The 15,871-nt window shown below is 73.9% G+C and carries 10 protein-coding genes; 3 read left to right on the forward strand and 7 right to left on the reverse strand.

Features of this window, described 5'->3' with window-relative positions:
- Positions 1-10 precede the first annotated feature (10 nt).
- Positions 11-424, forward strand: coding sequence for an organic hydroperoxide resistance protein (locus tag ABZ836_RS13110; RefSeq protein WP_356131637.1), 414 nt, complete (start codon positions 11-13; stop codon positions 422-424).
- Positions 425-517: 93 nt separating this feature from the next.
- On the opposite strand, the gene ABZ836_RS13115 is transcribed toward ABZ836_RS13110, so the two are convergent.
- On the reverse strand, positions 518-3,169 hold the full coding sequence (locus tag ABZ836_RS13115) for a cellulose binding domain-containing protein (protein ID WP_361141910.1): 2,652 nt from the start codon (positions 3,167-3,169) through the stop codon (positions 518-520).
- 629 nt (positions 3,170-3,798) lie between these two features.
- Between ABZ836_RS13115 and ABZ836_RS13120 the strand changes: the two genes are divergently transcribed.
- Both ABZ836_RS13120 and ABZ836_RS13125 read left to right on the forward strand, forming a co-directional pair.
- The gene (locus ABZ836_RS13120; protein ID WP_361141801.1) at positions 3,799-4,911 is read left to right on the forward strand and encodes a LacI family DNA-binding transcriptional regulator; all 1,113 of its coding nucleotides are present in this window, start codon (positions 3,799-3,801) and stop codon (positions 4,909-4,911) included.
- Positions 4,912-5,023: 112 nt separating this feature from the next.
- Entirely contained in the window at positions 5,024-7,069 is a 2,046-nt protein-coding gene (locus tag ABZ836_RS13125; RefSeq protein ID WP_356131631.1) for a glycoside hydrolase family 31 protein, read from the forward strand.
- 12 nt (positions 7,070-7,081) lie between these two features.
- Here ABZ836_RS13125 and ABZ836_RS13130 read toward each other — a convergent pair whose 3' ends face one another.
- The 6 genes from ABZ836_RS13130 to ABZ836_RS13155 all read right to left on the reverse strand — a co-directional run bounded on the left by ABZ836_RS13130 (position 7,082) and on the right by ABZ836_RS13155 (position 15,600).
- Entirely contained in the window at positions 7,082-7,213 is a 132-nt protein-coding gene (locus ABZ836_RS13130; RefSeq protein WP_361141803.1) for a hypothetical protein, read from the reverse strand.
- Positions 7,214-7,432: 219 nt separating this feature from the next.
- A complete protein-coding gene (locus ABZ836_RS13135) occupies positions 7,433-9,721 on the reverse strand; it encodes a glycoside hydrolase N-terminal domain-containing protein (protein ID WP_361141805.1) in 2,289 nt (762 codons plus the stop codon).
- Complete coding sequence (locus tag ABZ836_RS13140) at positions 9,718-11,703, reverse strand: beta-galactosidase (protein WP_361141912.1); 1,986 nt, start codon at positions 11,701-11,703, stop codon at positions 9,718-9,720. The genes ABZ836_RS13135 and ABZ836_RS13140 overlap by 4 nt, the downstream gene beginning before the upstream one ends.
- 173 nt (positions 11,704-11,876) lie before the next feature.
- A complete protein-coding gene (locus ABZ836_RS13145) occupies positions 11,877-12,830 on the reverse strand; it encodes a carbohydrate ABC transporter permease (protein ID WP_356138141.1) in 954 nt (317 codons plus the stop codon).
- Positions 12,827-13,882: an ABC transporter permease subunit gene (locus tag ABZ836_RS13150; protein ID WP_361141807.1), complete on the reverse strand. Its 1,056-nt coding sequence runs from the start codon at positions 13,880-13,882 to the stop codon at positions 12,827-12,829. Before ABZ836_RS13150 ends, ABZ836_RS13145 begins: the two co-directional genes overlap by 4 nt.
- Before the next feature lie 26 nt (positions 13,883-13,908).
- Positions 13,909-15,600 carry an extracellular solute-binding protein gene (locus ABZ836_RS13155; protein ID WP_356138137.1) on the reverse strand — a complete coding sequence of 564 codons (1,692 nt, stop codon included), beginning with the start codon at positions 15,598-15,600 and terminating at the stop codon, positions 13,909-13,911.
- Positions 15,601-15,871: the final 271 nt, after the last annotated feature.

Raw genomic sequence — 15,871 nt, forward strand, 5'->3', positions numbered from 1 at the left:
GGGGTTTCGCATGGACGCGCTCTACACCGCCGTAGCCACCGCCACCCACGGCCGCGAGGGCCGCGCCGTGGCGTCCGACGGGAAGCTGGACGTCCAGCTCGCGCCGCCGCGCGAACTGGGCGGCAACGGCGAGGGCACCAACCCGGAGCAGCTCTTCGCCGCCGGTTACGCGGCCTGCTTCGCCAGCGCCCTCGGCGCGGTGGGCCGGCAGGCCAAGGTGGACGTCTCCGACGCCGCGGTGACCGGCGAGGTGTCGATCGGCAAGGACGGCCCGGGCTTCGCCCTGGCGGTGACCCTGCGGATCGAGCTCCCGGAGTCCGTGGACGCGGAGACGGGCCGCACGCTGGTGGAGCAGGCGCACCAGGTGTGCCCGTACTCCAACGCGACCCGCGGCAACATCCCGGTCGAGCTCGTCATCGAGTGAGCGGCGGCCGCGCCGCGCGCCGATGCCCCGCCCGGGCGGTTCCCGGGCGGGGCATCGGCGTCCGTGCGGCCGGAGCGGACCGCGAGGGGGCGGTCAGCCGCAGGCGGCCCCGTCCCGGGTGAAGGCGTCCGGCGCGCCGTTGCTCCCGGTCCAGGTGCCGGTGAGGCCGACGGTCACCGAACGGCCGGGCGCGACCTCGGCGTTCCAGGACGCGGCGGTGACGGTGACGCGGTCGCCGCTCTGGGTGTGGGAGCCGTTCCAGAGCTGGGTGACGCGCTGCCCGTCGGGGAAGGACCAGCCCAGCTTCCAGCCCTTCCAGGCGGTCCCACCGGTGTTGGTGAGCTGGACCTCGGCCTGGAAGCCGCCCTGCCACTGGTTGGTGACCCGGTACTCCACCGCGCAGTCGCCCTCCGGGTCCGGCGGATCGGTCGGGTCCGGCGGATCGGTGGGGTCCGGCGGGTCGGTCGGGTCCGGCGGGTCGGTCGGGTCGGTGGGCGCGGGGATCGCGGCGGTGTCCGCGTAGACGATGCCCCGGCCGTTGGTGGAGACGTAGACCCGTCCGTAGGTGCGCGGGTCGCCGGTGATGGTGGAGCCCGTCCAGCCCCACTGGTGGTCGTCGTCGTTGACCCGGACCCAGTTGGCGCCCGCGTCGGTGGAGCGGAAGATGCCGCGGACCCCGTCGATCCGGGCGCTGGTGTAGAGGGCCGGGTAGGCGGCGCCCGGAGCGGCCTTGCCGAAGCCGACGGTGTCGGCCTCCTGGACGCCGCCCACCTTGGTGAAGGTGGCGCCGGAGTCGGTGGAGTGCCACAGCCCGTAGGTCCCGCCCTCCTTCCCGCCGGCCAGCCAGATGTCGCCGCCGCGGCCGGGCACCGCCTTGAAGCGGACGTCGCCCTCGGCCGGCAGCCCGGTGGAGGCGCGTTTGACGAAGGTGGCGCCGCCGTCGGTGCTGACGTAGAAGGCGCCGCCCTTGAAGCCGTAGAACTTCTTCGGGTCGACCCGGTCCGACTCGACGACCGCCCCCGCGGGGATGCCGGTGGACGCCGTCCAGGCGGAGCCGGAGCCGGTGTGCACGCCCGCGCCCTCGGGGCTCCACACGTAGCGGCCGCCGTCCGCCGCCACGGCGACGGTGCCGCCGCCGGTCACCCCGGACGGGTCCGTGCCGGCCCACCAGTTGGCGCCGTTGTCGGAGGAGAACGCGACGTGGGCGCCGCTCTCCACGTGCCCCACCCGGACCACGGTGTTCGGGTTCGTCTCGGCGTAGTCCAGGCTGGTGGTGGAGGTGAAGTTGGGCGACTGGAACATCGTCGCCGGGACCGCGGAAAGGTCGGTGTGGCGGAAGCCGCCGACGTCGCCCAGGCCGCTGATCAGGGTGGCGCCGGAGGGCGGGGCGATCAGGTCGAGCACCGCGGTCTCCTCCAGGCCCTTCACCATCGGCTCGATGACGGGCTTGCCGCCGCTGTCCCAGTCGGTGAGGTTCTCGGTGCCGTAGATCGTCGCGCCGGTGCCGTACATCATCCGGTCCGGGTCGAACGGGTCGATCTCCAGCGCCTCCGTCATCCAGCCCAGCTTCGGGGTCTGCTCCGGCGGTGTCGGGTGGGCGCCCCAGTCGAGCCAGGGCACCGAGGAGATGTCCATGGTGTAGCGGTTGGAGCGGTTCGGGTAGGAGCTGTACTCCCAGGCCCTGGTCCAGGTCTCCCCGCTGTCGGTGGTGCGGAAGATCTGGGTGTCCGGCCACCAGGAGCTGTAGCCGGTCACCATCACCGTGCCGGGGTTCTGCCGGTCCACGCTCAGCCCGCTGTAGCCGAAGTGGGTGTCGGCGGCGGGCACCGGGCTGATGTCGGTCCACTCGCCGCTGCCGGTGTCGTAGCGCCAGACCTGTCCGGTGGAGCCGTCGTACGGGCCGCCGGTGTCGCTGTACGGCAGGTAGAGGTAGCCGTTCTCCGCGTCCAGGACGCCCTTGTGCGCGAGGAGTCCGGTCGGCTGGCCGGCCACCCGTGACCAGGTGGCGCCCGCGTCGGTCGACCGGTAGACGTTGTTCTCCTTGTCGGCGACGCCGACGTAGAGGGTCCGGGTGGCGGATCCCGCGCTGCCCGTGGTCTCGTCGAAGGTGACCCAGGAGATGCCCTGGATGTCGCTGCCGTAGCCGCCGGTGTCGCCGGGATCGGCGACGTAGGTGCCCGGGTTGGGGAACGAGGTGACCTTCGACCAGGTCGCGCCGCTGTCCGTGGAGCGCCACAGGCCGTTGCCGCTGGGCGCTCCGAGGTAGAGCACGCTGTTGCGGTGCGGGTCGACGGCCAGCCGCTCCCCCATGCCGCGGCCGGGCATGTTGCCGCCCAGCTTGAACGGCAGGTCGGCCTTGGACCAGGTCTCGCCCCGGTCGGAGGAACGCAGCACGGCGCCCTTCCCGGGGTCCCAGTCGTTGGTGTAGGTGCCGACCGCCGCGTAGACCTTGTCCGGGTCGACGCTGTCGGAGGCGAGGCCGATCACGCCCGTGTGGCCCCAGTCGTCCCAGCCGACGTGGTCCAGCAGCGGCTTCCAGCTCCTGGTCGACTCCACCCAGCGGTAGGCGCCGCCGATGTCGGTGCGGGCGTAGGCGAGGTCCGGCTCGGACCGGTTGAAGACGATGCCGGGGACGAAGCCGCCGCCGTCGATGCGGACGTTCTTCCAGTCGGCCGTGGCGGCCGCCGCGCGGGGCGCGGCGCCGGGTCCGGCGGTGGCGTCGGACCGGGCGGCGGCGGCCGGCACCAGGGCGCACAGCAGCCCCGCGGCGGCGGCCAGGACGCCGCCCAGTCTTCGTGCGGTGCGGCGGGCCGGCCGTGGGCGGCCGGCCCGCGGGGCGCTCGGGGGCAGCGCTCCGCCCGTGGCGGGAGGGGACTCGTGCACTGGTCGTTCCTTCCTCGTCGCGCCGGCCGCCCTCGCGGCGGGAGCCCGCGGCGGACACCGCGGAGGCCCGTTCCTGGCCAGGGCGGTGCCGCCGCCCGCGGGAGGGCCGGGGCAGTTGGATGGGGAGTGCGGGGCGGAACCCGCCGGGCGCGGGACGGAGATCGCCCGCCCGGCCCGGCGTACGGGTGGTGCCTCCCGGCACGGGCGCGGGAGGCGCGGGCGGGGCCCGCCCCGGACGACGCCGTGCGACTGGGAGCGCTCCCACTGTCGAGGGCCGCCCGTCGCGGAGTCAAGACGTCCGCACCGTCGAAGGCGTTCGACGGCGGCACCCGCACGTCACCGGCGCCGGACCTGCGGCGGGGCCGATCGTCGAAGCGCTTCGACTGACTCTGGACACCCACCGTCGCTGGAGCTACTGTCGGACCACCCGCACATCTCGCGGACCTGTCCACGCGCCGGGTCGAAGCGCTTCACAATGCTGGGAGAGCTGGATGGTCACCCTCGCCGAGGTCGCCCAGCACGCCGGAGTCTCGGCGAGCACGGTGAGTTACGTCCTCAGCGGCAAGCGGTCCATCTCCGCGGGGACGCGGCAGCGGGTCGAGCGCAGCATCCGCGAGCTCGGCTACCACCCCAACGCCGGCGCGCGTGCCCTGGCCAGCAGCAGGTCGAACATCATCGCGCTGATGGTGCCGCTGCGCACCGACATGTACGTGCCGGTGATGATGGAGATCGCGATCGCGGTGGCCACCACGGCCCGCACCCACGGGTACGACGTCCTGCTGCTCACCGGCGAGGAGGGGCCCGACGCGGTGCGCCGGGTCACCAGCAGCGGTCTCGCCGACGGCATGATCCTGATGGACGTCGAACTCGACGACGAGCGGCTGCCGTTGCTCCGCGGCGGCGGCGCGACCCCTCCGGGTGCGACCCCCGCGGGCGCGACCCCCGCGGGCGCGGCCTCACCGGGCGCGGCCTCCCCCGGTGCGCCCGACCCGGCGATGGTGCAGCCGGCGGTGCTGATCGGGCTGCCCGCCGACACCACGGGCCTGACCTGCGTCGACCTGGACTTCCGGGCCACCGGCGCGCTGTGCGTGGAGCACCTGGCGACGCTGGGGCACCGTGAGGTGGCGGTCGTCGGCGAGGCACCGGCGGTCTACGAGCGGCACACCGGCTTCGCCGAACGCACCCTCGACGGACTCCGCGGCCGGGCCCGGGAGTTGGGTCTGCGGCTGCTGCACCGGCCGTGTGCGGGAGGGTACGACTCGACGGCCGTGACCCTGTCCCGGATCCTCGACGAACGTCCGGGCACCACCGGGTTCGTCGTGCAGAACGAGTCGGCCGTCGAGCCGTTGCTGGCCCTGCTGCGGCAGCGGGGGCAGGCCGTGCCCGAGGACGTCTCGGTGGTGGCGGTCTGCCCGGAACAGGTCGCCGTCCAGGGCTCGGTCCGGCTCACCTCCGTCGCCATCCCGGCGCAGGAGATGGGCCGGCACGCCGTGGAGCAGCTGGTCGCCAAGCTCCGGGGCCGGGTCGAGGACGAGGTCGTGCTCCTCGCCCCGGAACTGACCGTCCGGGCGAGCTCCGGCCCGGCGTCGAACAGCCTGCCGTAGCGCCGCCTTCCTCCGTCCGCCCCACCCGCCTCCGGCCCCACCCGCCTCCGGCCCCGCTCGTCCGCCCGCAGGGCGCCACGTCCATGTCTCCACTCCTCCAGGAGCACGCCTCGTGACCCAGCATGCCGAGACACAGCCCAAGGTCAGCCTCGCCCAGTCCTCCCCCACCGTCGGCACGCTGCGCGAGCGGGACGGCGCGCTGGAGTGGAGCGGCCGCCAGGAGACCGTCCGCATCGAGCCCTGGGGCCCCGACGCCGTCCGGGTGCGCGCCCGGCTGGGCGGACCGGTGCTGCCGGACCTGCCCGGAGCCCTGCTGCCCGAGGCCCCGCCCGCCGAGGGCACCGTCCGCGTGCGGGACGGCCGCGGCAGCCTCACCGTCGGCGCGCTGACGGCGGAGGTCGACGCCGAGGGCATGGTCCGGTTCCTGCGCACCGGTGACGGAACGGAACTGCTCGCCGAGGAACGCGCCCACTTCTGGTGGCCCGGCCCGAGGCTGTACACCGCCGTGGGCAACGGGCACCACCGGCTGGAGCAGCGGTTCGCCGCCTACGACGACGAGCGGCTGTACGGCCTGGGCCAGCACCAGCACGGCCGGCTGGACCAGAAGGGCCTGGTCGTCGACCTGGTGCAGCGCAACGCCGAGGTCGGCGTCCCGGTACTCACCTCCAGCCGCGGCTACACCCTGCTGTGGAACAACCCGGCCGTCGGACGGGTCGAGCTCGCCCACAACGGGACCCGGTGGGTGGCGGACTCGGCGCGGCAGATCGACTACTGGATCACCGCCGGCGAGCCCGCCGACGCGCAGCGCCGGTACAGCGCGGCGACCGGCCGCACCCCGATGCTGCCCGCGTGGGCGGCCGGGTTCTGGCAGAGCAAGCTGCGCTACCGGGACCAGGACGAACTGCTGGCCGTGGCACGGGAGTACAAGCGGCGAGGGCTGCCGCTGGACGCCATCGTCTGCGACTTCTTCCACTGGACGCACCTGGGCGAGTGGCGGTTCGACCCGAAGGAGTGGCCGGACCCGGCGGCCATGGTCCGCGAGCTGGAGGAACTCGGCGTCAAGCTGGTCGTGTCGGTGTGGCCGTCGGTGTCGCCGCTGAGCGAGAACCATCCGGTGATGGAGCAGCGCGGCCTGTTCATCGGCACCCAGTACGGGCCGATGGCCCACGCCGACTGGCCGGACAAGGAGGTCGCCACACCGGTCCAGGTCGCCTTCTACGACGCCACCAACCCCGAGGCCCGGCAGTTCGTGTGGTCCCGCATCAAGGAGAACTACCTGGATCCGTACGGCATCACGGCGTTCTGGCTGGACGCCTGCGAGCCGGAACTGAAGCCGGGCTTCCCGGAGAACCTGCGCTACTGGGCGGGTCCGGGGCTGGAGGTCGGCAACCTCTACCCGGCGGAGAACTCCCGGGCCTTCCACGAGGGGCTGACGGCCGCGGGCGTGGACGAGGTGATCACCCTCAACCGCTCGGCGTGGGCGGGCAGTCAGCGGTACGGGGCCGCGCTGTGGTCGGGCGACATCGGCACCGACTTCGCCACCCTGCGGCGTCAGATCGCGGCGGGCCTCAACACCTCGCTCTCCGGCATCCCCTGGTGGAACACCGACATCGGCGGCTTCCACGGCGGCGACCCGGACGACCCCGCCTACCGCGAGGTGATGATCCGGTGGTTCCAGTTCGGCGCGCTGTCCCCGCTGATGCGGCTGCACGGCTTCCGCGAGCCCGGCATGCCGCTGGGGCCGGACATGACCGGCGGGCCGAACGAGGTCTGGTCCTACGGCGAGGAGGCCGGGCCGATCCTGGCCCGGTACCTGCGTCTGCGGGAGCGGCTGAAGCCCTACGTCCTGGAGGTCATGCGGGAGGCGCACGAGGAGGGGCTGCCGGTGATGCGGCCGCTGTTCCTGGAGTTCCCCGGCGACGAGGCCGCGTGGTCGGTGGACGACGCGTACCTCTTCGGCCGGGACCTCCTGGTGGCGCCGGTCCTGGAGGCGGGGGCCACCGCGCGCGAGGCGTACCTCCCCTCGGGCGCGCTCTGGACGGACGCGTGGACGGGTGAGGTGTACCCGGGCGGCGCGTCCGTGACGGTCGAGGCGCCGCTGGACCGCCTGCCGCTGTTCCTGCGGGACGGGGCCACCCTGCCGGTGCGGGAGGCGTAGGCGGCCGGCGGCTCAGGGCCCCTCCCCCGCGGTCGCCGCCCCGTCGGCGGTCGCGGGGGCGGGCGGCTGCGCGGGGGCGGACGGCTTCTCGCGCGGCTGCGCGGGGGCGGGCGGGGTGCGGCAGGCGCGCAGGGGCGCGTTCACCGCGGCCACGGCGGCGACCGCCAGGACGGAAGTCGCCGGGCTCGGGCCCGCGACGCCTCCTTGGGGGTGCGGGCGTCGGGACCCGGCCCGGAGGTGACCGCACCCTCCTCGCGCAGGGCGGCGACCCGTCCGGCCGACCGCGGAGTGCGAGCGGTCCGGTGACTCCGCGAGCTCGCGGATGGCCGGGCGCAAGCACCGGAGTGCGTCCGGGCCGGCGGTTCACCGCGGCCGGGGGCCGGTCAGGGTGAGCACGTGGTCCTGGCCGGCGACGAGGTGGAGGACCTGCGCGCCGGAGGGGGTCCTGAGGTCGACGCGGTGCGTGCGGGAGGGCCGCAGGACCGCCGTGCCGCCCTCCGGGGACCAGGTGAGGTCGAGCGTCGCGCCGAAGCGGGTGCGGACGCCGCGCAGGGTGCCGGCGGGGTGGGCGGGCAGCGGGGCGGGCAGCAGGACCAGCCGGTCGGGGGTGGACCGCACCAGCGCCTCGATCAGCACGGCGGGCAGGGTGTGGGCGGCGTCGGCGTTGTAGACGTCGCGGCCCGGGTAGTGCGAGCTCATCAGCGAGGCGTGGAAGTAATCCCCGTGGAGCACCCGGGCCAGCGCGGCGGCCACCCGGCCGCCGTCGCCCAGGCGGGCCGCGATCAGCGCCTGGTGCAGGTGGCCGTGGGCGGAGTCGTTCTCCGCGCCGCGCAGGGCGAGGGCACGGTGGGCGGCGCGGGCCGCCGCGGGGGTGTCGTGGGGGTCGATCTCGTCGAGGGGCCAGACGCCGTAGAGGTGGCTCAGGTGCCGGTGGTCGTAGGCGTCCCGCAGGCCGGGCCGGGCCCATTCGGCGAGGGCGCCGTCGGCGTTGGTCCGGTGCGGCGGCAGCCGGGCGGCGACGGCGCGCCAGCGGGCCGCGTGCTCCGGGTGCCGGTCCGCGGCCGTCAGCAGGGCGTGGCGGGCGGCGGAGAGGTCCATGGCGGCGTCGACGGCGCCCGGGCCGCCGCCGTCGGGCCGGTTCTCGGGCGAGTAGGAGGGGACCACGGCCCACCGGCCGTGTTCGTCGGTGCGGGTGAGGAAGTCCTCGTAGAAGGAGGCGATCTCGGCGAGGACGGCGGTGGTCCGCGGGTCGTGTGCGCCGCGGGCCTCGTCGTGGTCGACGAGGGGCTTGACCAGCCAGTCGGCGCCGGCCGTCCACAGGTGGAGCGGGTAGTCGCGGTCGAAGTGGTAGGCGTGACCGGACTCGCCGTCGGTGTGCGCCGGGGCGACCACTCCCCGGGCGCCGAAGACGGCGCGGGCGTTGTCGCGCCAGTCGGGGAGCTGGCGGTGGACCAGCGAGGCCAGTGCCTCGGTGACCTCGGGAAGGTCCGCCGCGGTGGCGGACGCGGTCTGGAGGTTGAGGTTGGCGTCGGTGGTGAAGCCGCCGGACCAGGCCGTGTCCCACTCGCCGGTCCACAGTCCGGTGAGCCGGGGCGGGTTGAGGCCGCTGGAGGAGAGCAGGTGGTAGCGGCCGGCCGCGAACAGCCGCTCGGCCAGGGCGGGGCTGTCCGGCCGGCGCAGCAACGCGCTGCCGCTGAGGGCGCGTTCGGCGGGATCGGCCGAGAGGTCGAGGGAGACCCGGCGGTAGGCGGTGCGGTGCAGGGTGAGGTGGCGGGCGAGCAGGGCCGGGTACGCGTCGGCCCGCCCGGCGGTCAGGGCGCGCAGGGCCCGCCCCTCGGCCGGCAGGTTTGCCTCCCCGGTGTGCCGCCGCACCCGGGTGAGCAGCAGCACCTCCCGCGCGCCTTCCACCCGGATGCCCTCGGGGGTGACCGTGACGGTTCCGCCGGTAGCGGTGACCAGGGTGACGCCGGTGTAGGCCCGCTCACTGCCCGGGTACCCCACCCGCAGTCCGAGCAGGGCCCCCTCGGGGGTGCGGACGTGGCGGTGGAGCGCGTCGGCCGCGGCGGGGGCGCCGGACAGGCGGTGGTCGAGGAGGACGTCGAGGGCGGGTCCGGGGTCGGTGAGGTGCTGGACGACGGCGTCGTCGGCACGGGAGACGAACAGGCGGGCGGTGTGTCCGCCGCAGTCCACGCGCACCTCGCCGGTGGCGAAGTCGACGGCCCGCCGGTAGCCGTGGCGGGCGCCTGCGCCTGTGCGTGCGCCTGTGCCTTTGCCTGTGCCTGTGCCTGTGGCGTCCGGGCGGCGCAGGCGCACCTGGAAGGCCGGGTGGAAGGGGCGGATCCAGCGCAGCGGGCGGCCGTCGGTGAGCTCGTCGGCGGCGTGGAGGTCGCCGGCGAGCAGGCGGTCCTGGACGGCCGGGAGGAGGTGGGCGACACGGGGCGGCAGGCGGTCCCGGGTGTCCTCCCCGTCGGGGTCGGGGCGGACCAGCGCGTGGTGGGTGACGATCACCCGTTCGTCGTGGGGGTCGCCGTGGACCAGGGCGCCGTGGTGGCCGTTGCCGGCCAGGAAGGCGTCCTCCCAGCGGGCGGCGGGGCGCGGTTCCCAGGTGCCGTGGACGGGACCGGTGGCGCCGTGGACCGGACCGGTGCTCATGGCCGCAGGACCGCGACGCCGTGCCGCGGCAGGGTGACCCGGTCGGTGAGGGTGGTCCCGGTCAGCAGGTCGCGGTGGGTTCCGGGCACCTCCACGGTGACGGGTCCGGCGCCGTGGTTGAGCAGGAAGAGCGCCTGGCCGCGGCGGACCGCCTCCACCCGCTCCGGCAGTCCGTCGAGGACGGGGCGGACGCCGGCGCCCGTGGCGATCCGGGTCAGCAGGGCGCGCAGCGCCGCGGGTTCGGGGAGGGTGGAGACGTACCAGGCGGTGCCCTTGCGGAGCACCGCGGGCAGGCCGTCGAGTTCGCCGCCGCGGTAGGGCGTGGTCGCGTCGGCCGTGCCGTCGCCCTCGAGTTCCTCCGACCACAGGGTGCCGCGGAAGCCCTCGCAGGGGATCGTCTCCCCCGCCTCCAGCGGCCACCACTCGTGCAGGGTGCGGATCCCGAACAGCTCGCGCAGCCGCGGGTCCATGCCGCCGGGCCGCACCCGGTCGTCCTCGTCGGCGACGCCGGTGAGGAAGCCGCAGACCAGCGTGGCGCCGCGGCGTACCTGTGCGACGAGGTTGTCGACGGCCGCGTCGGTGAGCAGGTAGAGCTGCGGGACGACGATCATCCGGTACCGGGTCAGGTCGTGCTCGGGGTGGGCGAAGTCGGTGGTGAGGTGGGCCTCCCACAGGGCGCGGTGCCAGGCCCGCAGCACGACGGGCAGGGTGACCTCGCGGGAGAGCCGGCCCTCGTGCTCGCCGGCCCACCAGGAGTGCCAGTCGTGCAGCACGGCGACCTCGGCGGTGACGCGGCCGGGGACGACGTGCGGGGCGATGCGGGCCAGGTCCGCGCCGATCCGGCGGACCTCCTGGTGGGTGCGGCCGTGCTCCCCCGCGTGGCCGACCATGCCGGAGTGGAACTTCTCGGCGCCCTGCCGGGACTGGCGCCACTGGAAGTAGCAGACGGCGTCCGCCCCGCGGGCCACGGCCTGCAGGGACCACAGGCGGTTGAGGCCGCGCGGCTTGGGGTGGTTGACGCCGCGCCAGGCGACCGCCCCGGCGGCCTGTTCCATCAGCATCCACGGCCCGCCGCCCGCCTGCGAGCGGGTCATGTCCTGCACCAGCGCGCCGTACTGGGCGCCGAGCGGGTCACGGGGGTCGGGGTACAGGTCGACGGAGACGACGTCCTCCTCCCGTGCCCAGCGCCAGGCGTCGACGCCCTCCCACAGCGGCATGACGTTGGTGGTGACCGGCACGCGCGGGGTGTGGCGGCGGACGATGTCGCGTTCGGCGGTGAAGCACTCCAGGAGCATGTCGGAGGTGAAACGGCGGAAGTCCAGGACCTGGGCGGGGTTCTTCAGGTAGTGCGTGCGGCGCGGCGGCAGCACCTCGGCCCAGTCGCCGTAGCCCTGGCTCCAGAAGGCGGTCCCCCAGGCCTCGTTGAGGGCGTCCAGGGTGCCGTGGCGGTGGCGGAGCCAGGTGCGGAAGCGGGCGGCGGCCTCGTCGCCCCAGTCGTAGGTGCAGTACTCGTTGTTGATGTGCCACAGGGTGAGGGCGGGGTGGCCGGCGTAGCGCGCGGCCAGGGCCTCGGTGATGGCGGCGGCGTGGCGGCGGTAGGTGGCGCTGGAGTGGGAGAAGTGCTGGCGTCCGCCCCACCGTTCCAGGTGCCCGTCCTCGTCGCGGGGCAGGGTGTCCGGGTGGAGCCGGCCGAGCCAGGGCGGGGGCGAGGCCGTGGGGGTGGCCAGGACGACCCCGACGCCGGCCCCGTGCAGGAGGTCCATCACCCGGTCCAGCCAGCCGAAGTCGTGTTCCCCCGGCCGCGGTTCGAGCCGCGCCCAGGAGAACACGCCGACGGTGACGGTGTTGACCCCGGCCTCCCGCATCAGGCGCACGTCCTCCCGCCAGGTCTCCTCGGGCCACTGTTCCGGGTTGTAGTCGCCGCCGAAGAGCAGACGGCCGCGGGTGACGTCGGCCGGGGTGGGCCGGGCGGAGGGGGGCACGGCCACGGCGGGTACCTCCTTCTCGGGGAGCGGGGAGCGGGGGGCGGGCAGCGGAGTGCGGGGAAACGGGGAGCGGGCAGCGGGAAACGGGCAGCGGGGAGCGGGCGGGCGGGCCGGAGGAAGGGCCCGGGACAGGGCCGGCGGACGGGTGCGGGTGCGGCCGGTGGGGCGGGTCAGCCCTTGACCGCGCCCGTGAGCATGCCCTTCTTGAAGTGCTTCTGGACCAGGGGGGAGAGCACCGCGACGGGCAGCAGCGCCAGGACCATCACGGCCATCTGGACGGCCAGCGGCGACAGCTGCCCGGTGTTGATCTGGGCGGACAGCCCGACGGGCCGTTCCTCCTTCTGCACGAGCTGGATCATCACGTTCTGCAGCGGCATCATGTCCTGGTCGGTCAGGTAGATCGACGCGTTGAACCAGGCGCTCCAGTACCCCACCGCGTAGAACAGGGCGATGACCGCGAGCACCGCGCGGGACAGCGGGATCACGATGCGGAACAGGATGCGCCACTCCCCGGCCCCGTCGATCCGTGCGCTGTCGATGAGTTCCGCCGAGATGTTCATGAAGAACGCCCGGAGCACCAGGATGTTGAAGACGCTGACCGCGCTGGGCAGGATGAGCGCCAGGTAGGTGTCGGTGAGGCCCAGCGCCTGGACCAGCAGGTAGGTCGGGATCAGGCCGGCGCCGAAGAACATGGTGGCCAGCAGGGTCATCAGGATCCAGCGGTGGCCGAGGGAGCCGCTGCGCGAGAGTCCGTAGGCGCACAGCACGGACACCGTCATGCTGAACAGGGTGCCGACCACGGTGACGCCCACGCTGACGAGGGTGGCGCGCTGGACCTGGCCGCCGCCCAGCAGTTCCTGGTAGGCGACGAAGGTGAGGCTCTCGGGGATCACCACCAGGCCGCCGGCCGCGTCGATGGTCTCCTTCGTCTGGAGGCTGGTGACCACGACGATCCATAGCGGGAAGAGGATCGCCAGGCAGGCCAGGCCGAGCACCAGCCCCTTGCCCGCCTGACCGGCGCGGGTCGGCTCCTCCTCCCAGGCGGGGCGGGGCGGGGCGGCCCACCGGCCGGGCCGCTTCCCCGCGGGTCCTCGGCCGGGAGCCGTGTCGTGGACGGCGGTCATTTCCGGTACACCCCCTGCTCGCCCATGAGGTGGGCCACCTTGTTGGCGGTCAGCACCAGGGCCAGGCCGACCACCCCCTTGATCAGGCCCGCCGCGGCGGCGTAGCCGAAGTCCTGGTTGCGGATGCCGTTCCACCAGACGTAGGTGTCGAGGACCTCGGACGCCTCGACGCCCACCGCCTGGCGTTGCAGCAGCAGTTGTTCGAAGCCGACGGTGAGGGCGTCCCCGACCCGCAGCACCAGCAGCAGGGCGATGACCGGGCGCAGGGCGGGCAGCGCGACGTGCCACAGCCGCCGCAGGCGTCCGGCGCCGTCCATGGCGGCCGCCTCGTAGAGCTCGTGGGGCACCGCGGAGAGGGCGGCGAGGAAGACGATGATGCCCCAGCCGGCGTCCTTCCAGACCGTCTGCAGCGTCACCAGGTACTTGAAGATCTCCGGGTCGGTCATCAGGTCGAAGCCCTCGTAGCCGTGCTGGCGGAGGGTCTGCGCGATGATGCCCGCGCCGCCGAAGATCTGCAGGAACACGGTGACGACGAGCACCCAGGAGAAGAAGTGCGGGAGGTACATGATCGCCTGGGCGACGGCCCGCACCCGGGGCCTGACCACGCTGTTGATGAGCAGCGCGAGCAGGATGGGGATCGGGAAGTAGAGCACGAGCTGCAGGAGGAACAGCACGAAGGTGTTCCGCACGGCGTGCCAGAAGGCCGAGTCCGCGAAGATCCGCTCGAACTGCTCGAAGCCGATCCACGGGCTCTCCAGGACGGCGACGAAGCCGTTCTCGCTGAGGTACGGGTCGTACTCCTGGAAGGCGACCACGTTGCCGAGGATCGGTATGTAGTTGAAGACCAGGACCAGCAGCAGGGCCGGCACGGTCATCAGGATCAGGGTGCGGTCGCGCCGCCAGCGCAGCCGCCGGTTCGACCTGCCGCCGTCCTCGCGGTTCCCGCCGCGGCGACGGCGCCCGCCGCGGCGGCCCCGGCCCCCGGTGGGGGGCAGTGGCTCCTCGGGGGTCTCCTCCTGCGCGGTGCTCCTCGGCACGGTGCTGTGCGACACGGCCTTCTCCTCGCGTCGGCGTCCGGTCAGCGGGCCGAGCCGTTGTCGTCGAGCAGCTTGCGGTACCAGTCGCGCAGGCCGTCGCCGCCCTTGCTCCGCCAGTCGGACACGGCCTGCTGGACGTCGCTGATCTTCTTGCGGCCGCGGACCACGTCGTCCTCGAGCTGTTCGAACCCGTCGGCCAGGTTGGACCAGCGGGCCGGCTCGGTGACGGTGAGGCCGAAGAAGGACGACTTCCTGGTGAAGGCGCCCATGCGCTGCTGCCACTCGACCATCGCCCGGGTGACGTCGGGCAGGTCCGGATAGGCGATGTAGGGGGCGGGGTTGCCGGTGTAGTCGTAGGCGCCGTTGACCTCGTTGACGCCCTGGGTGGTCTTGACCGGCTGGCCGTCCTTCATCTCCCAGTGGGTGCCCTCCACGCCGTAGGCGGTGAGCATGAACTCCTCGGTGCCGTAGGGCGCGGCGCAGAAGTTGCACAGGGCGAGGAAGTCCTTGATCTGCTGCTCGGTGGCCTCGCCGGAGACGAAGGTGAAGATGTTGGCCGGCTGGACCGCCCAGAGGGTGGGGTCGCCGCCGTCCGCCCCGAAGATGTCGAAGGCACCCATCTCGAAGTCGCCGCGGCGGGTGCGCTGTTCGGCGGTCTTGCCCCACCAGTCGGAGATGTTCTGGCTGTAGACCAGCACCTCGCCCGCGGTGAAGCGGTCTCCGGGCTGGCCGCCGGCCTTGCCCTGCACGGCGTCCGGGTGGACCACCTCGGCCGCGTAGAGCTTGCGGGTCCACTCCAGGGCCTCGAGGTACTCCTCGGTCTCGACGCGGTTGACCAGTCGGTCGCCGTCCAGGTTCCACCAGAGCGCCTTGTCGCTGCCGGAGAGGACGCCGAAGACGTTGAACGCGGTCCACTTCATGTCGTCGCAGGCCCAGCGCTTGGACCTGGCGTCGGTGGCCTCCCGGGCCCAGGACAGGAACGCGTCGGGGCTGGTGGGGAGGTCGTACCCCTCCTCGTCGAAGACGTCCTTGCGGTAGAGGGGCGCGATGTCCGTGACGTAGGGGGCGGGCATGGGGACGCCGCGGAGCCGCCCGCCGAAGATGCCGCGCTGCCAGGCCTCGGTGGGCACGGCGGCGAGGTTCGGGTACTCCCTGACCTTGTCGCCGGAGAGGTAGGGACCGAGGTCGGCGAACTTGGCGTTGACGGCGCTGGGTATGCGGCCCATCAGGTTCCAGCCGGGGACGACCACGACGTCGGGGACGGTGTCGGAGGCGAGGACCGCGCCCAGCTTCTGGTCGTAGGTGACGCCGTCCTGGTTCTGCCAGGTGACCCGCACCCCGGCCGCCTCGTCCATCGCCCGGTAGTACGGGTTGTCGCCCGGGGGCGGGGTGCCCCAGAAGGGCGACATGACGGTCAGTCTCCCGCCGCTGCCCAGCTTGCGGGGGACCGAGGTCTTCAGTTCGGCCGAGGGGATCGCCCGGGTGAAGCCGGCCGCCGACCCGTTCTTCGCCGGCAGGTCCGGCGTGACGACGTTCGAGGCCACGAAGGCGGGGAGGAGCTTCTGCGCGTCCTTCCCGGAGGTGGCGCCCTCCTTGCGTTCCTGCCGCCCTCCGCCGCCGCAGGCGGTGAGGAGCGGCGCCCCTCCGGCCATCGCCGCGGTGACGGCGGCGGTCGAGGCGAGGAAGCTCCTCCTGCTGGTACCGGCGGACGTGCGGGGGGCGTGCGGCGTCATTGCGTCAACCCTTCGTGGCGCACCAGGACACCCAGCGGTGGCCGTCGGCTGCGGTGTCTTCGGCGGAACTGGCTGAACGGAGGCGCTCGTCCGGCGGGAGGGCATGCGGGGAGGCGCGGACCCGGTCGTCGAAGCGCTTCGATGTGGAGCGAGGTTAGGTGAACACCCGGAGGCGCACAAGACCGGCCGTCAATATTCGTGGGAGCCGGGGACGGGCCGTCCCAACACGCGGTGTCGGGTGCTGTGTCGGCGGCAGGACGTTTCCGGCCGA

The organism is Streptomyces sp. NPDC047130 (assembly GCF_040643475.1).
Classification (GTDB): domain Bacteria; phylum Actinomycetota; class Actinomycetes; order Streptomycetales; family Streptomycetaceae; genus Streptomyces.

What these genes read in the sequence shown, in the direction of transcription:
- ABZ836_RS13110 (WP_356131637.1), top strand. Translation starts at nt 11, where the DNA reads ATGGACGCGCTCTACACCGCCGTAGCCACCGCCACCCACGGCCGCGAG.
- ABZ836_RS13120 (WP_361141801.1), top strand. Translation starts at nt 3,799, where the DNA reads ATGGTCACCCTCGCCGAGGTCGCCCAGCACGCCGGAGTCTCGGCGAGC.
- ABZ836_RS13135 (WP_361141805.1), bottom strand. Translation starts at nt 9,721, where the DNA reads ATGAGCACCGGTCCGGTCCACGGCGCCACCGGTCCCGTCCACGGCACC.
- ABZ836_RS13145 (WP_356138141.1), bottom strand. Translation starts at nt 12,830, where the DNA reads ATGACCGCCGTCCACGACACGGCTCCCGGCCGAGGACCCGCGGGGAAG.
- ABZ836_RS13155 (WP_356138137.1), bottom strand. Translation starts at nt 15,600, where the DNA reads ATGACGCCGCACGCCCCCCGCACGTCCGCCGGTACCAGCAGGAGGAGC.